Genomic DNA, 20452 nt, shown 5'->3' on the forward strand with positions numbered 1-20452 from the left:
CGACCTGCCGCGCGTCAGCCTCCGCCGCGCAGCTGGTCCCGTATGGCGCGTGCCAGCCCGGGGTCGTCGGCGATGACTCCGTCCACGTTGAGCCTGTACAGGCGCTGCAGCCACCTCTTCACCCCTTCGGCGGCGCGCCCACCGGAGGCGCCGCTCCCGAGATCCGCCCGAAGCCGCGCGAGCCTGCGAACCGTCGTGGCGTGGACGAGGAGCCCTTCCCTCTGTGCGTTCCTGACGAGCGTGACGGGTGACACCGATCTTCCGCTGAGACCTGCGGGACCGATCCGCTTGGTGACCAGACCGATGCCGTCGGCGTACTTGGCGACCTCCCGCAGTCCTGCCGGGGTGACCATGTCGTCGTAGGTGAGCGGGTCACCCGCGCTCGCGAGGTCGTACGGGGCGCCGGTCGCGCCGACGAACTGGATGAGCCGCAGCCGGGTGAGGGAACGCAGGCGCCTGAGATTCCCCGCCTCGAAGGACTGGATGAACGCCGGGTCCCGCTCGTCGTCCCATCCGTAGCGCGCGAAGGTCTCCAGGAGAGGCTCCTCCAGGGGCAGCCCGATCGAGGCGAAGTAGGTGGGGAACTTGGTCTCCGCGTAGACGCCCACCCCGTGTTTCTGCGCGAGCTGGACCACCTCGTCGAGTGTCGGGATGCGTTCCATCCCGTCGTACGCGGTGTTCTCCCGCCGCTCCTTGGAGAAGCGCTCCCTGGCACGGAGGGTACGCAACTCCTCCAGGGTGAAGTCCTCGGTGAACCAGCCCGTGTGCCGGATGCCGTTGATGACCTTGGAGGTCATGCGGTCGGCGAACTCGGGGTGTCCGGCGATGTCGGTGGTCGCCGAGAGCTCGTTCTCATGCCGTGCGACCAGCACGTGGTCCTTGGTCGAGACGAGGTCCGGCTCGATGTAGTCGGCACCCATCGAGATGGCGACCGTGTAGGCGAGAAGCGTGTGCTCGGGCCGGAAGGCACTGGCTCCGCGATGCGCGATGATGATCGGCGCGATCTCGTGGCGGCCGAAATGCCGCGCCTCCGGGTTCGCCGGGGAGCTCACGGACCGCCCGTCCGCGGAACTCGCGGAACTCACGGGCCGCTCGGCCACCGAGTCACCGGATCGCCCGTCCGCGGGGCTCACGGACCGCGTGCCCGTCGAATCGACGTGGTGAAGGGCGCCGATCACGGTCATCCCTATGAATACGGCCAGCACACCGGCCCGCGCCTTGTTCACCCGCGTACACCCCCCGCTCCGGTTCAGCAGGGGGACACATCCGCATAAGCGGCTATACCCGGACTGGAGATGCAATTAACGATCAGAAGCGATTTCTAGCCGAGATAACACCACATGAGCACTTCCTAGGACATTTCACCACATATATCCCGATATTGCTGTCCACAAAAAAAGAGTGAGCGATTGATCACTCACTCCTCGACGAAGAGAAACGCGGGTCGGTTGACGGCTCGGCCTTCCGAGCCCCGACCTCGGATCACCACTCGCCCCGTGACCCGTCTCGCCGGCCCTGTCCCTGCCGATACCCGTACCTGTGCCGATGCCGCCTCATGCCGTGCCCGGCCCACACCGGTCACCCCAACTCCCGGCCCCTGTGCCGCCAGGCACCCGCCCCCTGCCGTCCGCCCCCATGGCCCTCTCGCCATCCGGCCTGCGGACCTCGACGCCGAGACTCCCGCGCCCCCGGTCGCTCCCGGTCCCAGTCGCCGCCGCCCTCGGCGTCCGGGCCCGACCGCGGGGAATCCCGGTCTCCACGGCTCCCGAACCCTCGCCCCTCGCCGCGTTCGCCCTCCGGGCCTCGACGCCAGAAACCGCGATTACTTCGGTGTTTCCACCCCGGATACCGCCGACCGGTCTCCCACGCCCTGTGCCGTCCGCCGTCCGAGTGTCTCGGCCGCCCGAATCCCCAGTTTCCCCTGCGTTCGACGGTCGTCCTCGAACGCTCGGCCGTCCGCCCGCCGTTGCCCCAGTTCTTGGTCGTCCAGCCCCCGGCGTGCTTCGGCGCCGAATGCGCGAAACGTTTGCCACCCCACCCCGTGCGATCGTGCCCCTTCGGGTGTTGTACCGCGCCAAGAGCGGCCACCCCTATGAGTACGGCTACGACCCCGGCCCGCACGATGCTCACCTGGGCACACCCCCACCTTCTGATCATTCGGGGGGATGCCTCTTATCGAACAACTTCCTACCCGGATTGACGGGGAGGCTAACGAGCGGCGAAAACGTCGTGACCCACGGATTCGCGGTGTATCGCGCCCGATCTGGAAAACACCGCGCCCGGACCGCGGGCCGGACACGGTGGACTCAGGCGCGCCGGGTCTTCGACAGGGTCGCGTAGACGATGATGTTGTCGGTGTAGTGGCCGGTCGCGCGGTTGTAGACACCGCCGCAGGTGATCAGCCGCAGCGTCGCCTCACCGGTGTTGCCGTAGACCCGCTTGGACGGAAAGGCCGTCTTGCTGACCTGTTCCACACCGTCGACCGTGAACTCCGCGAGACTTCCGTCGGACCGGGAGACCTTGATCTTGTCCCCTCGGCTGATCTCCTTCAACCTGCTGAAGACGGCGGCGCCCTTCTTGGTGTTCACGTGCCCGAGGACCACCGAGGGCCCCTGCTGCCCGGGGGTCGGGCCGTGCTTGTACCAGCCCGCCTGGTTGGGCCTGCTCAGCGGAGGCGTCTGGATCTCCCGCTTGGAGTCGACACCCAGTGCCATCAGCGGGGCGAGCACGCCGATCTTCGGGATGGCGATCCGCCGGGGCTGCACGCCGTCGCTCTTCAGCGGCTCCGGAGGCATGGTCACCGGCAGTGGCGGCGCCGCCGTGGGCGCGGCCGCCGTGAGCGGGGCGTCCAGCCCGCCCGGCCCCACCGAGGACGGCGTCACTCCCACGGGCTGCTGTCCGGCGGCAGGGACCTCCTGGATCTGGATGTTGCTGTCCGCCGCCTGCGGCACGGGCGGCCCGTACGGCGCGTCCTCTATCGCGGGGGGCAGGTATGCGAGGAGCCCCGCCATGATCGCGGCCACCCCGCCGAGCGACCCCGCCACGAGGAGCCCGGCCATCAGCATGCTCCCCTTGGGCTTGGGAGCGGGGCCGGTGCCGTGATAGGGGTCGGGGCCGCCCTGACCAGGTCCTTGATACATCCGGCGCCTCCTTCAGCTGTCCCTCTGGCCGCGCGCGTGTGCCGCCCGCCGCCTCATCAAGGCCACACCGCCCAGTGCGCTTCCCGTCACCATCGCCGTGCCCGCGCTGAGAAGCCCCAGCCCGGAGCCGCCCTCGGGAGCCTCACCCGTCTGCGCCCCGCCGCTGGGCGTGATGACCACCTGCGGCGCGGTGGGGGTGGGCCTGGTGGGGGTGACGGTGGCGGTCACGGTGAGGGTCGGCTTGGGCGTCGAGGTGGTGGTGCTCCTGGTGGTGTTGTTCGGCCCGGGCGTCTGGTTGCCGGCCCCGGTCTGGGTGCCCGTCGGGGTGGGGGTGGCCGTGCCCGTCGGGGTGCCCGTCGGGGTGCCCGTCGGAGTGGCCGTGGGGCTGCCCGTGGGCGTAGTGCTGGGGGTGACGCTGGGGTCCGGGGAGCCCGTCCCGCTGGGTGAGGGGGACACGCCCCGCTCGGAGATGGTGACGTCCACCGAGACCGGCGCGCTGACGAGCGCGCACGTGGCCCGGTAGTCGGCCGGCGGGTTCTGCAACTGCTTCGTGATCACCCGGAAGGCGTCTACCTGCGCGAACTTACCGGCCTCCAGGTTCGTGACCTGGATGGTGTGCTCGCCGTACTTGAGGCCGTTGAACCTCCACAGCGTGAGCCCGCCCCGGTGCGCGGCGTTCGTCGGCGTGCCGTCGGCGTCCTTCGAGGCGTCGATGAAGGCCGGCGTGGCGTCCTGGCCGTCGATCTTGAAGCCGACCTGCCCCGCCTCCGTGCTGCGCCGGGCGATGTACTCGATCCCGGTGCCGGTGAACGTGAAGGTGGCGAAGGAGTTCACCCTGTCGGTGCGGTGCAGGTCGCGGCCGTAGTCGCCGATGCTGAGCGCCTCGTCGTTCAGCTCGTACCAGTCGGCCGCCGCGTGGTACTTCACCCGGGGGTCGTCGTTGTTGACCATGATCTCGCCGGCCGGGGGCATGAAGTCCACGAACAGCTTCCGGGGAGAGACCTTGAGCGTGCCCGCCTGGTCGGTGTGGGCGGCGTCGGAGATCCCCTCGGGGAGCTTCAGGATGCTGCCCGGCTGCAGCTTGCCCGGCTGGTCGACGACACCCTTCGGCTGCAGTACGCCGATCCAGCTCCCGGACATCTGCACGTTCCCGGTGACCAGGACCTTGCCTCCGGGGCCGAAGTAGTCCGGCGAGCCGAACCTGGCCGGGTCGCCGTTCCTGTAGTTGAGGTCCCAGCCGATGTTGAGCGGCTCCCCGACGGTGAGCGTCGTGGGAATCGACACCTTGGTCCGGAGGTTCACCGTGCTGCCTCCCAGGGCGATCCCCCCGGTGCAGCTGTAGTCGACCACGAGTTCGGCGATGCCGGAGCCGGACGCACCGGAGGCGCCGGAGGGTAGTGCGACAAGCGCGCCACCGAAAAGGCACAGGGCCGAAACCGCGAGGGACCTACGGAGCCCAGATCGCCACCGAACCACCACATACTCCGATCACGAAGGCTGCCGCCAACAGGCATACCCATAGCACACCGAGGGTAGATCGTACGGTTTGAACCATCTTCGGCGCAGCGAGATCGTGGGTGGATTCGAAGACCGTGGCGTACTTGTGATCTGGATATACCTCTACATACCACAGCAAGCCACGCTAACAGCACGATATCGACTGTACCTGCTAGTAACAGAATTGTATTCTGTATCACGAGCCGTCGCGAGTCGCCACGAGTCCCAAGGAGGCACACCATGCAGCGAGACCTCTTCGAGGAGGAGCACCAACTCTTCCGAGAGACCGTGCGCGAGTTCCTGGCCCGCGAGGTCGCGCCTCACCACGAACAGTGGGAGAAGGACGGCATCGTCCCGCGCGAGGTGTGGAAGAGGGCCGGAGAGATCGGGATGTTCGGCTTCGGGGTGCCCGAGGAGTTCGGCGGTGCGGGAATCACGGACTTCCGCTACAACGCCGTGATCGTCGAGGAGGTGATGGCGATCGGCGCGACCGGCCTGGGCTACTCGCTGCACAACGACGTGATGGCCCCGTACTTCGTGGACCTCACCAACGACGAGCAGAAGGCCCGCTGGCTGCCCGGGTTCGCCTCCGGTGAGCTGATCACGGCGGTCGCGATGAGCGAGCCCGGCGCGGGCAGCGACCTGCAGGGCATCAGGACGACCGCGGTACGCGACGGCGATCACTACGTGGTCAACGGCCAGAAGACCTTCATCACCAACGGCATCAACTCGGACCTGGTCGTCGTCGTGGCGAAGACCGACCCGGACGCGGGCGCGCGGGGGATCTCCCTGCTCGTCGTCGAGCGGGGCATGGAGGGCTTCAGCAGGGGCCGCAACCTGGAGAAGATCGGCATGCACGCCCAGGACACGGCGGAGCTGTTCTTCGACAACGTCCGGGTCCCCGCGGCCAACCTGCTGGGCCCGCAGGAAGGGCAGGGCTTCTTCCAGCTCATGGCCAACCTGCCGCAGGAACGCCTCTCGATCGCGGTGATGGCGGTGGCGGCGGCGGAGACGGTCCTGCGGACGACGATCGAGTACTGCAAGAACCGTACGGCCTTCGGCCGGAGTATCGGCGGCTTCCAGAACACCCGTTTCGTCCTGGCCGAGCTGGACACCGAGGTGGACATCGCCCGCCTCTATGTGGACAGGTGCATCCTCGCCCTCAACGCAGGGGAACTCACCGCCGTGGACGCCGCCAAGGCGAAGTGGTGGACCACGGAGCTGCAGACCAAGGTCATCGACCGCTGCCTCCAGCTGCACGGCGGTTACGGCTACATGATGGAGTACCCCGTCGCCAAGGCCTGGATGGACAGCCGCGTCCAGACCATCTACGGCGGCACCACCGAGATCATGAAGGAGATCATCGGTCGCTCCTTCGGCTTCTGAGACCGGCCTCGGCACCCGATCGGAGAGGCCGGGCGCGCAGCCCTGGCTTCGGCCACGCAGGTGAGGCCCGACGCGGGAAGACGATCCAGGACCGGCTCTTCCCGCTCACGGGCCACTCCGGCTCAAGGACACCCGGCTCCTGAGACACCCCGGAACGCCCGGCGAAGAGCCGCAGTCCACGCCCTCGCGGGACTGCGGCTCCCCGCGACCGGCCGGGCCCTCACCCCTCGGTGATGTCCTCGACCTGGGTGGCCACCCCGTCCTTGATCGTCACCTTGGCGAACAGTGCGCCCCTCTTCTTGATCGCCGCCTGCAACTGCTCCATCGAGCAGCTGTACGGGGCCTGTCCCTCCCTGCAGACCAGCCCCCGCGCGTCGCGCACGACCGTGAACGGCAGCAGGAGGGCTTTCACCTCCCGGTCGCTCTCCGAGGTCACGGTGATCCCGTCCGCCCCGCGCAGGGCGATCTTCCCTCTTATCGTGGCGTCGACGTCCCGGCTCCCGGGAACGCTCACGGACGGCAACGGCGTGACGGAATCGTCGGGATCCGTCGACGCGGAGGCGGCCGGGGTCGGCGCGGGGGACGGGGAGAGCGTGGCGGAGGCCACGGGAGACGGAGTGACCGAGGCGGTCACGATAACGGTGGCTGTGACGGTCGCCGGCGTGCCGGAGGCCCCACTCCCACCGGAACATGCGGAAAGGGCTGCGGCCAGGGCTGCTACCAGCAGGGCACGCGTCGCCTTCGAGGTCCTGTTCACGAAAGGTAACGATCCCATGGGTTGGGGATTGCGTTTACCAACCGCGAAGACGGCTTCGGCGCCGCATACTGGTCAACGGAGACTCCCCGAGGTGGTGACGATGGACAGCGGACTGATTCTGCTGATCTTCCTGGCGTTCCTGTTCGCCTGGGGCCTGAACCGGGTGCGGCGTGCCTTCCGGCTCGGCCCGGTCGCGTACATCGGCGTCATGGCCGTGTTCGTCATCGCGATGCTCGCCATCTGGGGACAGACCGTCCGCTGATCTCTCCCCCGGCCCCGGGCGCCTCTCGGACGCCCTCCCGAGCCGTGAATCCTCGAAAGCCCCGTTTACCGGGAGCCCTCCAGCAGCACGCTCGCGACCAGCTCGGGGTCGTCGGTCATCGGCAGGTGTCCGCACCCCTTGAGCAGCTTCACCCGCTGCCCCGACCATCTGGCCGCGCGGACGGCCTGCCGGCGCGGGAGCAGGCGGTCGCGCTCGCCCCAGGCGATCGTGACCGGCACCTTCGGTGGCGCGGGAGGCATCAGCCCCGCGAACGAGGCGAGGGTCTCGTCGAAACCGGAGGCGTCCCCCAGCGCCTGGAACCCGGCGAGCAGCGCCTCGGACGAGATCCTTCTCGGATGGGCGACCATCACACCGGCGCAGAGAAGGCGGCCCAGCGGATCTTCCACGAGGGCGGCGGCCCGCCGGGGAGAAAGGTCGCGAACCGAGGCCCTGCCGGCGCGGAGGACGGCTCGCGCGTACATGAGCTCGCTGCGGTTCCAGAATCCGGCCGGAGAGAGCGCGGTGGCCGAACGGACCACCCCGCGTGAGGCGAGTTCGAGAGCGACGTAACCCCCCAGGGAACTACCCGCCACATGAGGGTCGCGCAGGCCGAGCACATCGAAGAAGGATTCGATCGCGTCCGCCAGGCTTTCCGCCGTGTACGGCGTACCGGGCGGCAGCGGCGGCGAGATGCCGAAACCGGGGAAGTCGACCGCGATCACGTCCCGTTCGGCGGCGAGTCTGTCGAGCATCGGCAACCATGCCTGCCAGTGATGCCCGATGCCGTGCAGCAGGACGAGGGGAGGACCTGTCCCGCGCCGTTCGAACGCCAGCTCCATGCTCCCGAGTCAACCATCGATCGGGAACGGGTGCCAGTCGTGCCGCTTGCGGCTCAGCGCGACCTGGTGGGGATCTCGAACCAGACGGCCTTGCCCTCCTTGGTGGGGCGGGAGCCCCAGCGCCTGGCGAGCTGGTCGACGAGGTAGAGACCCCGCCCGCCCTCGTCGTTCTCCCCCGCGCTGCGGATGCGTGGCAGCCGAAGGTCCTGGTCGAAGACCTCGACCCAGACGGACTCCCTGCCCCGGCGGATCCTGAGCGTGAACTCCTTCTCGTTGACGATCTCGTCTTCGAAGCCCGGAACGTCCCAGGACTCGTCGAACGGCAGCGGGGGGCCGTCCATCGTCAGCTCCCTGCGCGGGATGCTGGCGGTGGCGGCGTGCAGCACGACGTTGGTGACGACCTCGGAGACGAGCAGGCAGGCGAGCTCGGCGCGCTCCTCGGGGACGTTCCAGCCGATGAACGCCTCCGAGGCCATCCGGCGCGCCTCCCCGACCATGATCGGCTGAGCGGGGAAGGTACGCTCCTCGACGGCCAGGTCCTCGGAGGCGGACCTGAGGACGAGGATGGCCATGTCGTCGTCGATCTCACCGGGTACCGCGACGGTGGCGGCGTCGGCGATCTCCTCGACGGAGGCGTCACTGATCTTGATCAGCTTGCCGCAGAGCTGCGCCAGCGCCTCCTCGACGTTGGGCGGCCTGCCGTCGGCGTCGCGGATGGGGCGGCGGTCGACGAGCCCGTCGGTGTAGAGGAGCAACGAGGCCCCGGGGGGCAGCGTCCGCGTCTCCTCCTTGTAGACCAGGTCGGCGTGCATGCCCTTGGCCCGCACTCCCAGCGGCTGGCCGACCTCGCGGATGTCCAGCTCGGTGCAGGTGTCGCCGATCAGCAGCAGCGGAGGGGCGTGACCGGCGTTGGCGAACGACAGCTGCCGCGACCAGGCGTCGTACACGAGGTACTGGCAGGTGACGATGGGCGGGACGCTGATGTCGGTGCCGCTCTCGTCCTGCTCGGGGGTCGCGATGATGCGCGTCCACTCGTCGAGCCTGGCGAGGATCTCCGCGGGCGGCTTGTCGTCCTGGGCGAACGCCCGCAGGGCCGCCCGCAGCTGTCCCATCACCGCCGCGGCCTTGGCGCCCCGGCCCTCGACGTCGCCGATGACGATGCCGACCCGGCCCGCCGAGAGCGGGATGACGTCGTACCAGTCGCCGCCGACCTGGGTCTGGATGCCCTGCCCGTGGCTGACCAGAGGGGCGGCGGGGAAGTAGCGGACCGCGATCTCCAGACCGTCGAGCTGCGGCAGCGCACGGGGCAGCAGGTGCTTCTGGAAGGACTCCGCGGTGTGCCGCTCCTCCTCGAACAGCAGGGCGTTGTCGACGGCGAGGGCGACCCTGGTGGCGATGGCCCCCACGAAGTCGCGGTCGAAGGCGTCGTAGTGCGGGCTGCGCCGGTCGGTCAGATTGGACAGCCCCAGATAGATGAGCCCGAGGGTCTCTCCACGCACGCACAGCGGCGCGACGATGGCCGAGGTCATGCCGATCTCGGCGGCGAGGCGGGTGTTGGCCTCGCCCGGACTGGGATAGTTGGTCTGGGAGAAGTCCTCGACGAGGATCGTCTCCTGGCGGCGCAGCGCGATCTCGGCGTAGTGCCCCACCGGGTAGTGGATCTCCGCCCCGAGCGGCGCCCAGGTGTTGGGCGGCGGGCTCCAGCCCTGGACGTGGGTGGAGACCCTCCGGGTGAGCCGCCCCTCCTCCACCAACTCGATGAAGCAGTGGTCGGCGAACTGCGGGACGAGCATCTCCGCGACGCGCTTGAGCGTCTCCTCGACGTAGAGCGATCCGGCGAGGCGCTCGCCGATCCGCTCCAGCAGGCCGAAGCGGTCCTTCTCCCGCTCGTTGCTGCGCATCGCCTCGCGGGCGGTGATGACGATGCCCGTCACCGCTCCCGAGGGATGCCGCAGCGGCACGGCCTGTGCCCGTACGTAGATGATCGTCCCGTCACCGCGCCTGACGTCGAACGTGCCCTCCCAGACGCCGCCCTTGAGGACGTGCTTGGAGAGCTCGACGGCGAGCGGGTGGTCCTTCTCCATGATGCCCAGGGAGAGCGACTGGTCACGGGGTCCCGAGGTGCCGGGGCGCCCGAACAGCCTTTCGGCGAACGGGTTCCAGTAGAGAAGGTTGCTGAACCTGTCGGTGACCACCACCGCCATCTCGGCGAGATCCAGGACGGAGCCGGCCGTGAGATGATCAGCGGCGTCCTGGGAGACATCCCCCCACCGCTTCATCCGGTGACCGCCCCTCGTGGGCGGGTGTGTGCAAAGCGAACCACGGTTGCTCCTGCAGTCTCGGCCTGGGAGCGGAGGGACTCCCGAACGGGATCCAACCGAGCTAGGGGGCCTCGGTCAGCGTGTGGAGACGAAAACGTGCGCGGCAATCTCTCGCGGGAGATCCGCAAGAAAATTGTCCGCCTCGTCGTCACCTGTCACCCGCACACCGTCGTCGCTCGCCGCGAGCGTCACCTCGCGTCCGGGTTGTATCCCAACTTGCTTGAGTTTAAGCATCACAGCCGGATCGCTTTGCACTTGTTCGCTAATTCGCCGCACGACAACGGGTATATCTCTGGGTCCGGCCATCGCGGCCATCGACGGCAGCGACTCCAGCCTCCCCCCGGGATGGCCGACGACACCGAGCTCCTCAAGGCCCGGGATCGGATTGCCGTGCGGGTCCTCCGTGGGATTGTTGAGCAGACTGATCAGCCTGGCCTCCACGGATTCGGACATGACGTGCTCCCAGCGGCACGCCTCGATGTGCACCTCTTCCCAGGGCAGACCGATCACCTGGGTGAGCAGGCATTCCGCGAGGCGGTGTTTGCGCATGACACGGGTCGCGAGGGTGCGTCCCAGATCGGTCATGGTCAGATGGCGGTCGCCCTCGACGCGAACCAGGCCGTCGCGCTCCATCCGGGCGACCGTCTGGCTGACGGTGGGACCGCTCTGCTGGAGACGCTCGGCGATACGCGCGCGTAGGGGGACGATGCCCTCCTCCTCCAGCTCGAAGATCGTACGAAGGTACATCTCCGTCGTGTCGATCAGGCCGTGTGCGGTCAAGGTTCCTCCCGTCCTCTCTCGATGCTACGTCCATCGCGCGGTGTTCCCGGGAGGGCGGCGCGGGACCTCGGAAGTCTGAGAAGACGACCCTATTGGGAGAACAGCCCACGATGACAAAGAAGGGCAACGCCCGAGGACGCCAAATCCTTCCCTAGCTGCTCAAACGCTGCGCGCGAGCGGACGATATTTTCTGAAGGCCGGGACGGCCAGCCCCACCGCGAGCACGGCCACCGCGCAGGCGATCCCGCCGCCCACCCAGGCCCACGTGGCGCCGAACCACGAGGCGGTGCCGCCGGCCCGCAGATCGCCCAGCCGGGGACCTCCCGCGACCACCACCAAGAACACCCCCTGCATCCTCCCGCGCATGTCGTCGGGTGCGTGGGTCTGCAGGATCGTCTGCCGCCACACCGCGGAGACCAGGTCGGCGGCCCCGCCGAACGCGAGCAGGGCGACCATCAACCACAACTGGTCGGCGAGCCCTGCCGCGGCGACGGTGAGCCCCCACGCGGCGATCACGTACGTGAGCGCCAGTCCCTGGCGCTGGACCCGGCCCACCCAGCCCGACAGCAGGCCACCGAGCACCGAGCCGATCGCGATACTGGCCGACAGCCAGCCGAACGCGATCAGAGAGCCGCCGAACCGCTCGTCCACGATCTCCGGGAACAGCGCCCTGGGCAGCGCGAACGCCATGGCGATGAGGTCGACGACGAACGACATCAGCACGACCGGATGCCCGGAGATGTAGCGCAGACCGTCCACGACCGACCGCAGACCCGGGCGGGTCACCTCTCCGATCGGTTCGAGTTTCGGCAGCCTCAGCGCGGCGTAGAAACCGGCGCCGAACAGCAGCGCGTCGATCAGGTAGGCGGCGGCGAAGCCGCTTCGCGCGAGCACCGCCCCGCCGAGCAGTGGCCCGATGACCGTGCCGAGGCCGCCCGCCAGGAAGTTGAGGGTGTTGGCCGCGGGGATCAGGTCGACGGGGACCAGCCTGGGGATGATCGCGCCTCTGGTCGGCCCGGTGATGGCGAATCCGGTGGCGTGCACGGCCACGGTGGCCAGCAGCAGGCCGACGCTCGTCGAGCCCAGTGCCGCCTGGACGAGGAGCGCGAGCGTCCCCGACCAGGCGATCAGCGCGCCGACGATGAGGAGTCTGCGCCGGTCGACCGCGTCGGCGATCGCGCCTCCCCAGAGTCCGAAGACGATCAGGGGGATCAGGTTGGCCGGACCGAGCATGCCGACCCAGAAGGACGACTTCGTGATGTCGTAGATCTGGGCGCTGACGGCCACCGAGGTGAGCTGGAAGCCGATGAACGACACACCCTGACCGGCCCAGAGCCTCCGGTAGGCGGGTATGGCGAGCGGGCGCGTATCAGCCGCATGCCTACCAACGAAGTTCCCGAAACCCACCCCAACACCCCTCAACCGACACACATGGATATATCAGCACAAAGCGGGGAGGGTGTTCAGGGGGCCAGACGTTCGACGACCCAGGTGGCGCCGGAGCGCCGGTAACGGAGGCGGTCATGCATGCGGTCGGTGCGACCTTGCCAGAACTCCACCTCGGACGGCACCACGCGCAGCCCGCCCCAGAAATCAGGGACGGGCGGATCCTCGGGCCAGCGCTCCGCCAACTCCTCGTAACGGGCGTCCAGCTCGTCCCTGGAGTGCACGACCGCCGACTGCCTCGACGCCCACGCGCCGATCCGCGACCCGTAGGGCCGGGACCTGAAATAGGTGGCCGACTCCTCGCGCGGCAGCCGTACCACCGACCCCTCCACCCGCACCTGGCGACGGATGGAGTGCCAGGGGAACAGCAGGGCGGCACGCGGGTTCTCCGCCATGTCCCGGCCCTTGCGCGACTCGTAGTTGGTGTAGAAGACGAACCCGTTCTCGTCGTAGCCCTTGAGCAGAACCGTCCTCGCCGTCGGCCGCCCACCCGCCGAGGCGGTCGCGAGCACGGTCGCGTTCGGCTCGGGAAGCCCGGCGTCCACGGCGTCGCCGAACCACAGGGCGAACTGGGAGAAGGGGTCGGGGGCGAGATCTGCCTCGATCAGGGGCAGCCCCTGGTACGTGCGGCGAAGGCCCGCCATCGAAGGCGGTCGCGATGTGGCATCCACGGGAAGGTATTCTCCCGTGCCGAGCAGGAAGCCCGCGCGGCGCCCCCCACCTGGGGCGATCGCGTTCCGGCGGGTCCGGCGGCACACCGCCTCGGCCCAGGGGGTTGAATATGACCCGCCGGTATCTCGACATCAAGGCTTTGACTTCAAGAAAGGGAGGCAGCCGAGAATGTCCGACTTCAAACCCGGGCTCGAAGGCGTGGTGGCTTTCGAGACGGAGATCGCGGAACCGGACAAAGAAGGGGGCGCCCTTCGCTACCGGGGCGTCGACATCGAAGAGTTGGTCGGTCGCGTCTCTTTCGGACACGTGTGGGGCCTGCTTGTCGACAACAAGTTCCAGCCGGGCCTGGCCCCGGCGGAGCCCTTCCCCATTCCTGTCCACTCCGGTGACATCCGCGTCGACGTGCAGAGCGCGCTGGCCATGCTGGCCCCCGCGTACGGTTTCAAGCCGCTGCACGACATCGACGACGAACAGGCCCGTGCCGACCTGGCCCGCGCCAGCGTGAACGCCCTGAGCTTCGTCGCGCAGTCCTCGCGCGGCCTGGGGAAGCCGATGGTTCCCCAGAGCGAGGTCGACAAGGGGGAAAGCATCGTCGAGCGGTTCATGATCCGCTGGCAGGGTGAGCCCGACCCCAAGCACGTCAAGGCCATCGACGCCTACTGGACGTCCGCCGCCGAGCACGGCATGAACGCCTCCACCTTCACCGCCAGGGTGATCGCCTCCACCGGAGCCGACGTCGCCGCGGCGCTGAGCGGTGCGGTCGGCGCCATGTCCGGACCGCTCCACGGCGGTGCGCCCGCGCGCGTGCTGCACATGATCGAGGGCGTCGAGCAGCTCGGCGACGCCAGGAAGTACGTCCAGTCGGAGCTCGACAAGGGGCAGCGCCTCATGGGCTTCGGTCATCGCGTCTACCGTGCCGAGGACCCCCGGGCACGCGTGCTCCGCCGCACCGCCAAGGAACTCGACGCGCCGCGTTACGAGGTCGCCGCGGCGCTGGAGAAGGCCGCGCTGGAAGAACTGCACGCCCGCAAGCCCGACCGGGTGCTCGCCACCAACGTCGAGTACTGGGCGGCGGTCATCCTGGACTTCGCCAAGGTCCCCTCCTCGATGTTCACCTCGATGTTCACCTGCGCACGCACCGCGGGCTGGGCCGCCCACATCCTGGAACAGAAGCGCACGGGCAGGCTCGTCCGCCCCAGCGCCGACTACGTGGGTCCGTCCCAGCGCTCGGTCCAGGACGTCCCCGGAGCCGCCGAGGTCATCCACCCCTTCTGAAGTCCCCCTCCTGTACGGCTGTCGCGCGACGTCTCGCGCGGCAGCCGTTGCCGGTCCCGGGTCCCCGAAGAACCCACGGCACACGGCTGCGCCCCCCGGAGCTCACCGGACGTGTCGAGCGCCCCGGAACCCCGAAGAACCCGCGGCACCCCGCGTGATCGTCCCGCCCTGCCCAAAACCCTTCAACGGCTCGTCTCGAAATCCGGACCACGTCCTGGATCGATCCCCGGGCTCAGTAGGCTGGTCAGGTGGCTGACATCGTGATTCCCTCTGACATCAAGCCCGCCGACGGCCGTTTCGGCTGCGGGCCCTCGAAGGTGCGCCCCGAGCAACTCTCGGCTCTCGCGGCCTCCGGGTCCAGTCTCCTGGGCACCTCTCACCGGCAGAAGCCCGTCAAGGCGCTGGTCGGGCGCGTTCGCGCGGGGCTTTCCGAGCTGTTCTCCCTCCCTGCGGGGTACGAGGTCGTCCTGGGCAACGGCGGCACCACCGCGTTCTGGGACATCGCCGCCTTCGGACTGATCCGTGACAGGTCCCAGCACCTGCACTTCGGTGAGTTCTCCTCGAAGTTCGCCTCCGTGGCGGCCAAGGCCCCGTGGCTGGGCGACCCGACCGTGATCAAGTCGGAGGTCGGCACTCACCCCGAGGCCCGCCTGGAGGAGGGCGTCGACGTCTACGCGCTCACCCACAACGAGACCTCGACCGGCGTCGCGATGCCGATCAGGCGCGTGGGTGAGGAGGGCTCGCTCGTGCTGGTCGACGCCACCTCCGGCGCCGGCGGCCTGCCCGTCGAGGCGAGCGAGTTCGACGTCTACTACTTCGCGCCGCAGAAGAGCTTCGCCTCCGACGGCGGCCTCTGGATCGCCCTGATGTCCCCGGCCGCGCTGGCCAGGGTCGACGAGATCGCCTCCAGCGGGCGCTACGTCCCCGAGTTCTTCAGCCTCCCGGTGGCGATCGACAACTCCTCCAAGGACCAGACGTACAACACCCCGTCGGTCGCCACCCTCTTCCTGCTCGCCGAGCAGATCGAGTGGATGAACGGCAACGGCGGCCTCGCCTGGACGACCGCCCGCACGGCCGACTCGGCCCGGCGCCTGTACACCTGGGCGGAGAAGACCTCCTACACCACCCCGTTCGCAGCTCCCGAGTTCCGCTCCAACGTGGTGGGCACGATCGACTTCTCCGACGACGTCGACGCCTCCGCGATCGCGAAGGTCCTGCGGGCCAACGGCATCGTCGACACCGAGCCCTACCGCAAGCTCGGCCGCAACCAGCTGCGCGTCGCGATGTTCCCCTCCATCGACCCCGACGACGTCGAGGCCCTGACCACCTGCGTCGACTACGTCGTCGAGCGCCTGTAGTCCCCGCTTCACCGAGGTCGGGCATCCGTCCTCGTCGGCCCGGCGAGGACGGTCCGCGAGGACTCGCTCCCCTTCTCCCGCCCCGGAAGCCGGATCACCGGCTCCCGGGGCGGGAGCCTAGGGCAGCGCGCTCGGGGTCCCGCCCGCCGAGGCGTGCGCCCGCTCGCCCGCGAGCCGCGCCAGCTCGTGCAGCAGGCGCAGGGCGTCGTCCGGATCCACCCCCTCCGCGAACCGCGAGAGTACGGGAGCCCGATCGGGACTGTTCGCCAGTGCCGCGAGCATCAGCCCCGCCACGTGTTCGTCCCGTGAGCGGCTCGCGGTGTAGCGAAAGGCGTTGCGCACGGGCGCCCTTTCCAGGAGGCCCTTCCTGACGAGGCGCTCGGCGACGGTCTGCACCGTGGTGTAGGCCAGGCTCCGTTCGGCATTCTGGTTCAGCATGTCCTGCACCTGGCGAACCAGCATCGGCTGCTTGCAGCCCCACAGCACGTCCATGATCGCGCGTTCCAGGGATCCCAGGTTCACCCGCGGCCACCTTTCGAGGGTCGCGCCCGGCTGTGATGGCCCTGGAACATGTACGGGCACGCGGCCAGGCAGGTTCACACATGAAATTTTGTCACATTGTCACTTAAATCAACCGATGCTTCCATAGCTGATGAATTACAGCAGAATCTTCTGTTGCGCGTTCACGGAAAAAACTCCCCGGGAATGCGGCCGAAAAGAACTCGCCGCCACCGGGTCCGGCCATCCCGGATGCCGGCCGCGTCCCCGGACAGTCATCGCCCCGCCGACGGACGACCCCCGGAGCGGCTTTATTCGCCCCCGGAGGCCACGAACCACCCCGCCCGGTCCATGAGACCCCCAAGGCGCTACCAAGCGCCACATAGCGCCCACAGCCCCGTACAGCACCCTTCCTCGGTAAAGCCCTCGAAAGTCGGTCGAACAACCCGTCTCCGAGACAGGCCCGATACCTGGAGGTTCGGTAGACGGAGGTGCGGCTTTCCTGAGGTGACTTTCCGGGGAGGCTCCCGAAGCCGGACGCGGCGCGCCTTTGAAAGGTCTGTGTCTCTCAGTAGGCCGGAGTGACGGCCCTGGGGCGCCTGCGGCGCATCACCCAGGCCGCGATGATGCCGCCGATCAGCCCGAACAGGTGCCCCTGCCAGGAAATGCCGTCCTCACCGGGAAGCACGCCCCAGATGATCGAGTAGTAGGCGATCGCCACACCGACACCGATCACGATGTCGAGGGCCCGGCGGTCGAACAGCCCTCGGGCGACGACAAGACCGAAGTACCCGAAGACCAGGCCGCTCGCACCGACCGTGACCGCATACGGCGAGCTGGTGAACCAGACACCAAGCCCGCTGACCAGCACGATGATCAGGCTGGCCCCCAGGAAACGGGCGATCCCGCGCAGCGCGGCGAGGAACCCGAGAATCAGCAGGGGAAGCGAGTTGGCCATCAGGTGGCCGAATCCGGCGTGCAGAAAGGGGGCGAGGAAGATGCCGCCCAGACTGTCGGGATTCCAGGCCCGGATGCCGTAAACGTCGAACTCCCCCGGCAGGACGTAGTCGGCGATCTCGACCACCCACATGACACCGACCAGGAGGACGTTGACGATCGCGGCGCCCAGCGCGCCCGCGGCCAGATCTCCCGCCCTGCGCTTCAGAAGATCGCCGGAGGATCGGCCGGTGGGGGTCGTTCCGGTCGCGTGGTCGTTCATGCACTCTCCTGGCCTTTGGAGCGTCGGCGTGAATGTCAAGTGCCCTCGCCACACCTGTCCACACCTTTACCGTACGCACTCCTGGCCGTGAATGCGCCGGGCGCGACCCCTCGGATCGCGCCCGGCACACGGTTTCCCTTCGATTCCCGCCGCCCCCTGCGCTACTCGCCCTTCCACCGGGGAGCGCGCTTCTCGGCGAAGGCCGCCGCTCCCTCCATCGCGTCCTTGGACGCGAACACCGGGTTGATGATCTCTCCCTGCTTCGCGAACATCTCGTCACGGCTCCAGTCCGCCGACTCCACGATCACGCGCTTGGTCGCGGCGAGCGCCAGCGGGGCGTTGGCGGCGATCCTCCTCGCGAGCTCGACGGCCGTGGCCAGGGCCTCGCCTACGGGCGTGACGTGGTTGACCAGGCCGAGCTCGTACAGCCGGGAGGCGGGAAAGTGGTCGCCGGTCAGGGCGATCTCCATCGCGATGTGGTACGGGATGCGCCGCGGCAGCCGCATCACGCCGCCCGCCGCCGCGACCAGGCCTCGCTTGGGTTCGGGGAGCCCGAACTTCGCCTCCTCGGAGGCGATGATGATGTCGCAGGCCAGCGCGAGCTCGCAGCCTCCGGCCAGGGCGTAGCCCTCGACGGCGGCGATGAGCGGCTTCTTCGGCGGCGCCTCGGCGATACCGCCGAACCCCCTGCCCTCCAGGACCGGGAAGTCCCCGGTCAGGAACCCCTTCAGGTCCATGCCCGAGCAGAACGTTCCGCCCGCGCCGGTGAGGACGTAGGCCGCCACGTCCTTTCGTTCCTCCAGCTCGTCCATCGCGGCCGCGAGGCCCCGAGCCACGGCGCCGTTGACCGCGTTCCTGGCTTTGGGGCGGTTGATCGTGATGACGGCCACGCCGCCGTCGACTTCGACCAGAACCTCGTCAGACACCGGATGACTCCTACTTGGGCTGGAAGCGGATACCACCGTCGAAACGGATCGTCTCGGCGTTCATGTAGTCGTTCTCGATCAACGAGCGGACCAGGTGCGCGAACTCGGAGGCGAGCCCCATGCGCTTGGGGAAGACCACCGGGGCCACGAGCTTGGCCTTGAACTCATCGGCGTTGGGCGAGAAACCGTAGATCGGGGTGTCGATGATGCCGGGGCAGACGGTGTTGACGCGCACGCCGATCGCGGCGAGGTCACGCGCGGCAGGGACGGTCATACCGACGATGCCCCCCTTGGACGCCGAGTAGGCGACCTGGCCGATCTGTCCCTCCAGCGCCGCCACCGAGGCGGTGTTGATCACTACGCCGCGCTGGCCGTCCGCGTCGACCGGCTCGGTCTTCGCGATCGCGGCGGCGCCGATGCGCATGAGGTTGAAGGTGCCGATCAGGTTGACCTCGATGACCTTGCGGTACGAAGCCAGGTCGTGGGGCGAGCCGTCACGGCCCACGGTCCGGCTCGCCCAGCCGATGCCCGCGCTGTTCACCACGACACGCAGCGGCCTGCCGGTCGCCACGGCCGCGTCCACAGCCGCCTGCACCTGGTTCTCGTCCGACACGTCGGTCTTGACGAAGACGCCACCGAGTTCGTCGGCCAGTGACTTGCCGCGCTCCTCGTTGAGGTCGGCGATGACGACGAGGGCACCCTGCGCGGCGAGGTCGCGGGCCGTGGCCTCGCCGAGACCGCTGGCACCGCCCGAGATGATTGCTGCTGCTCCGTTCACGTCCATGTGCGGACCTTAACGCGCAGACCGAATGAAGTTCTACTCGGGGTAGGGTAAAACTCGCCGACGCTAGATCTCCCCAACGGCGCTGCTCACGTCGGGATAGACCTTGATCCGCCGGTCGAGGCCCGTCGTGCGGAGGATCCGGGCCACCGGAGGCTGAGGTGCCGCCAAACAGACCCCGCCGCCCTCGCCCGTGGCCAGCCGCCATGCCTCGATCAGCACGGACAGGCCGCTGGAGTCCATGAAGGACAAGGCGGTGAGATCGAGGACGAGCCGCGCGCCATCCAGCTTGATCGCGTCGCGGACCTCGTCTCGCAGGAAGGGAGCGGTGAACAGGTCGAGCTCGCCCTCGACAGCCACCACCACGGCGTCACCGACGGCGCGGCGAGCCAGCCGTAGCTTCATCAGTCCTCCTCGCGCCCGAAGGGCAGATCCACTTTACTTCGCCCTCACTCCACGCGAGGTCATGCGCGATTGTTCACAGGAAGTTGATGTGACACGAGCCCCGGAGCCGAAGGCGTCGGAGTCAGGGGGCGGCGAAACCGTACGGCAGTTCGAGCCGGTGGGCGGCGAGGAGGCTCGCGTCGGCGAGGATCTCGCGGGTCGGCCCGTCCGCGGCGATCACGCCCCCGGAGAGGATGAGCGAGCGTTCGCACAACTCCAGCGCGTACGGCAGGTCGTGGGTGACCATCAGGACGGTCACGTCGAGCCCTCGCAGGATCTCGGCCAGCTCGCGCCGGGAGGCCGGATCCAGGTTGGAGGAGGGCTCGTCGAGCACCAGGATCTCCGGCTCCATCGCCAGCACCGTCGCCACCGCAACCCGGCGGCGCTGGCCGAAGGACAGGTGGTGCGGTGGCCTGTCGATCGTCTCCAGCATGCCCACGCGCTCCAGCGCGTCCTTGACCCTCCGCTCCAGCTCCTCGCCCGCGACGCCCATGTTCGCCGGACCGAAGGCCACGTCCTCGCGGACGGTCGGCATGAAGAGCTGGTCGTCGGGGTCCTGGAAGACGAGCCCGACCCGCCTGCGGATCTCCCTGAGCGACTCCTTGGCGACCGGCAGTCCCGCCACGGCCACCGTGCCGTGCCCGGCGGTCAGGATGCCGTTGAGGTGCATCACCAGCGTGGTCTTGCCCGCGCCGTTCGGCCCGAGCAGCGCGACCCGCTCACCGCGCTCCACCCGAAGGTCCACGCCGAACAACGCCTGCGTGCCGTCCGGGTACGCGTACGCCAGGCGGCTCACCTCAAGCGAGAGCGGCGCGGGCGGCGGGGACGAGGCCGGCACGGGCCGCGAGGAC

General features: G+C 68.8%; 19 protein-coding genes. 4 read left to right on the forward strand and 15 right to left on the reverse strand.

Features of this window, described 5'->3' with window-relative positions; translation table 11 throughout:
• Positions 1-14: 14 nt before the first annotated feature.
• The 3 genes from ACIBH4_RS09470 to ACIBH4_RS09480 all read right to left on the reverse strand — a co-directional run bounded on the left by ACIBH4_RS09470 (position 15) and on the right by ACIBH4_RS09480 (position 4490).
• Positions 15-1052 (reverse strand): glycerophosphodiester phosphodiesterase family protein, encoded by a 1038-nt coding sequence (locus ACIBH4_RS09470; RefSeq protein ID WP_362503141.1) that lies wholly within the window; start codon positions 1050-1052, stop codon positions 15-17.
• A gap of 1254 nt (positions 1053-2306) precedes the next feature.
• Positions 2307-3140: a class F sortase gene (locus ACIBH4_RS09475; RefSeq protein ID WP_362762894.1), complete on the reverse strand. Its 834-nt coding sequence runs from the start codon at positions 3138-3140 to the stop codon at positions 2307-2309.
• 12 nt (positions 3141-3152) lie between these two features.
• Positions 3153-4490 carry a hypothetical protein gene (locus tag ACIBH4_RS09480; RefSeq protein ID WP_362762892.1) on the reverse strand — a complete coding sequence of 446 codons (1338 nt, stop codon included), beginning with the start codon at positions 4488-4490 and terminating at the stop codon, positions 3153-3155.
• A 387-nt stretch (positions 4491-4877) separates the two neighbouring features.
• On the opposite strand from ACIBH4_RS09480, the gene ACIBH4_RS09485 reads away from it, so the two are divergent.
• Positions 4878-6023 (forward strand): acyl-CoA dehydrogenase family protein, encoded by a 1146-nt coding sequence (locus ACIBH4_RS09485; protein ID WP_362762890.1) that lies wholly within the window; start codon positions 4878-4880, stop codon positions 6021-6023.
• Between the two features lie 220 nt (positions 6024-6243).
• Here ACIBH4_RS09485 and ACIBH4_RS09490 read toward each other — a convergent pair whose 3' ends face one another.
• Positions 6244-6780, reverse strand: a complete 537-nt coding sequence (locus ACIBH4_RS09490; RefSeq protein ID WP_362503153.1) for a hypothetical protein — start codon at positions 6778-6780, stop codon at positions 6244-6246.
• Between the two features lie 100 nt (positions 6781-6880).
• Between ACIBH4_RS09490 and ACIBH4_RS09495 the strand changes: the two genes are divergently transcribed.
• A complete protein-coding gene (locus ACIBH4_RS09495; protein WP_350943219.1) occupies positions 6881-7042 on the forward strand; it encodes a hypothetical protein in 162 nt (53 codons plus the stop codon).
• A gap of 65 nt (positions 7043-7107) precedes the next feature.
• On the opposite strand, the gene ACIBH4_RS09500 is transcribed toward ACIBH4_RS09495, so the two are convergent.
• The 5 genes from ACIBH4_RS09500 to pdxH all read right to left on the reverse strand — a co-directional run bounded on the left by ACIBH4_RS09500 (position 7108) and on the right by pdxH (position 13099).
• On the reverse strand, positions 7108-7881 hold the full coding sequence (locus ACIBH4_RS09500) for an alpha/beta fold hydrolase (protein ID WP_362503156.1): 774 nt from the start codon (positions 7879-7881) through the stop codon (positions 7108-7110).
• 53 nt (positions 7882-7934) lie between these two features.
• A complete protein-coding gene (locus ACIBH4_RS09505; RefSeq protein WP_362503159.1) occupies positions 7935-10160 on the reverse strand; it encodes a SpoIIE family protein phosphatase in 2226 nt (741 codons plus the stop codon).
• A 117-nt stretch (positions 10161-10277) separates the two neighbouring features.
• A complete protein-coding gene (locus ACIBH4_RS09510) occupies positions 10278-10982 on the reverse strand; it encodes a metal-dependent transcriptional regulator (protein WP_350943215.1) in 705 nt (234 codons plus the stop codon).
• A 159-nt stretch (positions 10983-11141) separates the two neighbouring features.
• A complete protein-coding gene (locus ACIBH4_RS09515) occupies positions 11142-12413 on the reverse strand; it encodes an MFS transporter (RefSeq protein ID WP_364231103.1) in 1272 nt (423 codons plus the stop codon).
• Between the two features lie 32 nt (positions 12414-12445).
• Positions 12446-13099 (reverse strand): pyridoxamine 5'-phosphate oxidase, encoded by a 654-nt coding sequence (gene pdxH, locus ACIBH4_RS09520; RefSeq protein ID WP_362503166.1) that lies wholly within the window; start codon positions 13097-13099, stop codon positions 12446-12448.
• Positions 13100-13268: 169 nt separating this feature from the next.
• Between pdxH and ACIBH4_RS09525 the strand changes: the two genes are divergently transcribed.
• The gene (locus ACIBH4_RS09525; RefSeq protein WP_362503169.1) at positions 13269-14375 is read left to right on the forward strand and encodes a citrate synthase 2; all 1107 of its coding nucleotides are present in this window, start codon (positions 13269-13271) and stop codon (positions 14373-14375) included.
• Positions 14376-14623: 248 nt separating this feature from the next.
• Positions 14624-15733 (forward strand): phosphoserine transaminase, encoded by a 1110-nt coding sequence (gene serC / locus ACIBH4_RS09530; protein WP_362503172.1) that lies wholly within the window; start codon positions 14624-14626, stop codon positions 15731-15733.
• Between the two features lie 117 nt (positions 15734-15850).
• Here serC and ACIBH4_RS09535 read toward each other — a convergent pair whose 3' ends face one another.
• From ACIBH4_RS09535 to ACIBH4_RS09560, 6 genes are all read right to left on the reverse strand, one after another.
• Positions 15851-16255, reverse strand: coding sequence for a BlaI/MecI/CopY family transcriptional regulator (locus tag ACIBH4_RS09535; RefSeq protein ID WP_362503175.1), 405 nt, complete (start codon positions 16253-16255; stop codon positions 15851-15853).
• Between the two features lie 544 nt (positions 16256-16799).
• Positions 16800-17450, reverse strand: a complete 651-nt coding sequence (locus tag ACIBH4_RS09540; protein ID WP_362503178.1) for a rhomboid family intramembrane serine protease — start codon at positions 17448-17450, stop codon at positions 16800-16802.
• Between the two features lie 161 nt (positions 17451-17611).
• Positions 17612-18376, reverse strand: coding sequence for a crotonase/enoyl-CoA hydratase family protein (locus ACIBH4_RS09545; protein WP_362762885.1), 765 nt, complete (start codon positions 18374-18376; stop codon positions 17612-17614).
• 10 nt (positions 18377-18386) lie between these two features.
• The gene (locus ACIBH4_RS09550; protein WP_350943205.1) at positions 18387-19160 is read right to left on the reverse strand and encodes an SDR family NAD(P)-dependent oxidoreductase; all 774 of its coding nucleotides are present in this window, start codon (positions 19158-19160) and stop codon (positions 18387-18389) included.
• A 63-nt stretch (positions 19161-19223) separates the two neighbouring features.
• A complete protein-coding gene (locus ACIBH4_RS09555; protein ID WP_350943203.1) occupies positions 19224-19562 on the reverse strand; it encodes an STAS domain-containing protein in 339 nt (112 codons plus the stop codon).
• 121 nt (positions 19563-19683) lie between these two features.
• Entirely contained in the window at positions 19684-20439 is a 756-nt protein-coding gene (locus tag ACIBH4_RS09560; protein ID WP_362762882.1) for an ABC transporter ATP-binding protein, read from the reverse strand.
• Positions 20440-20452: the final 13 nt, after the last annotated feature.

Source organism: Streptosporangium sp. NPDC050284, from assembly GCF_044459525.1.
GTDB lineage: Bacteria > Actinomycetota > Actinomycetes > Streptosporangiales > Streptosporangiaceae > Streptosporangium.

Bases quoted from the DNA above. Each gene is read 5' to 3' on its own strand.
- ACIBH4_RS09475 (WP_362762894.1), bottom strand. From the start codon at position 3,140: ATGTATCAAGGACCTGGTCAGGGCGGCCCCGACCCCTATCACGGCACC.
- ACIBH4_RS09485 (WP_362762890.1), top strand. From the start codon at position 4,878: ATGCAGCGAGACCTCTTCGAGGAGGAGCACCAACTCTTCCGAGAGACC.
- ACIBH4_RS09495 (WP_350943219.1), top strand. From the start codon at position 6,881: ATGGACAGCGGACTGATTCTGCTGATCTTCCTGGCGTTCCTGTTCGCC.
- ACIBH4_RS09500 (WP_362503156.1), bottom strand. From the start codon at position 7,881: ATGGAGCTGGCGTTCGAACGGCGCGGGACAGGTCCTCCCCTCGTCCTG.
- ACIBH4_RS09505 (WP_362503159.1), bottom strand. From the start codon at position 10,160: ATGAAGCGGTGGGGGGATGTCTCCCAGGACGCCGCTGATCATCTCACG.
- ACIBH4_RS09525 (WP_362503169.1), top strand. From the start codon at position 13,269: ATGTCCGACTTCAAACCCGGGCTCGAAGGCGTGGTGGCTTTCGAGACG.
- ACIBH4_RS09540 (WP_362503178.1), bottom strand. From the start codon at position 17,450: ATGAACGACCACGCGACCGGAACGACCCCCACCGGCCGATCCTCCGGC.
- ACIBH4_RS09550 (WP_350943205.1), bottom strand. From the start codon at position 19,160: ATGGACGTGAACGGAGCAGCAGCAATCATCTCGGGCGGTGCCAGCGGT.
- ACIBH4_RS09555 (WP_350943203.1), bottom strand. From the start codon at position 19,562: ATGAAGCTACGGCTGGCTCGCCGCGCCGTCGGTGACGCCGTGGTGGTG.